We start from the raw sequence: 629 nt of genomic DNA, 5'->3' as shown, positions 1-629 counted from the left end.
CATTTATTTTATATTTGGGTGTCCCAAAGATAATTTATGTTTATTCGGAGAAAGAAAAATACATCTGGAAGCATTAGTATTCAGATTATTAACAAGTCAAAAGGTCATTATAAAGTGATTAAGACAATAGGTTGCGCCACTATGCAGCACGATATTGAGAAACTTGAACAGAAAGCAAAACAAGAAATACAAACACTAGAACACCAAGGCCAATTAGTATTGTTCGAGTCGAAACCTGATGAGTTAATAAGAAGTGCTTTTAGCTCCTTGAATAATTCAAATATTCAAACAATAGGTCCGGAGTTAATTTTTGGGGAAATATTTGATTTCATTGGCTTAAACCAAATAGATGATGTTTTATTCAGACATTTAGTAATCTCTCGATTAGCATTTCCGTTAAGCAAACTCAAAACGATAGATTATCTACACAGGTATCAGGGTGCTACGCTAGAAATCAGTGCTATTTACAGGTTTCTAGATAAATTATAAGACAAGTACAAAGGAAAAGTAGAACAAATCATATTTAAACACACACAGAAGGTATTAGGAGGAGATTTAAATGTTGTTTTTTACGATATGACCCAATTATACTTTGAAGCAAGTGATGAGGATGATTTACGAAAGACAGG

General features: G+C 32.4%; 1 protein-coding gene. It reads left to right on the top strand.

The genetic code is table 11. From position 1 onward, the window contains the following. Positions 1-36 precede the first annotated feature (36 nt). A complete protein-coding gene (locus HNS40_RS22635; protein ID WP_172284974.1) occupies positions 37-489 on the top strand; it encodes a hypothetical protein in 453 nt (150 codons plus the stop codon). Positions 490-629: the final 140 nt, after the last annotated feature.

This window comes from Lentimicrobium sp. S6 (assembly GCF_013166635.1).
GTDB lineage: Bacteria > Bacteroidota > Bacteroidia > Bacteroidales > UBA12170 > UBA12170.
The sequence above is the reverse complement of the archived record's forward strand: the minus strand, read 5'-3'. Positions and strand labels throughout refer to the sequence as shown.

Coding starts and splice junctions, on each gene's coding strand:
- HNS40_RS22635 (WP_172284974.1), top strand. CDS start 37: ATGTTTATTCGGAGAAAGAAAAATACATCTGGAAGCATTAGTATTCAG.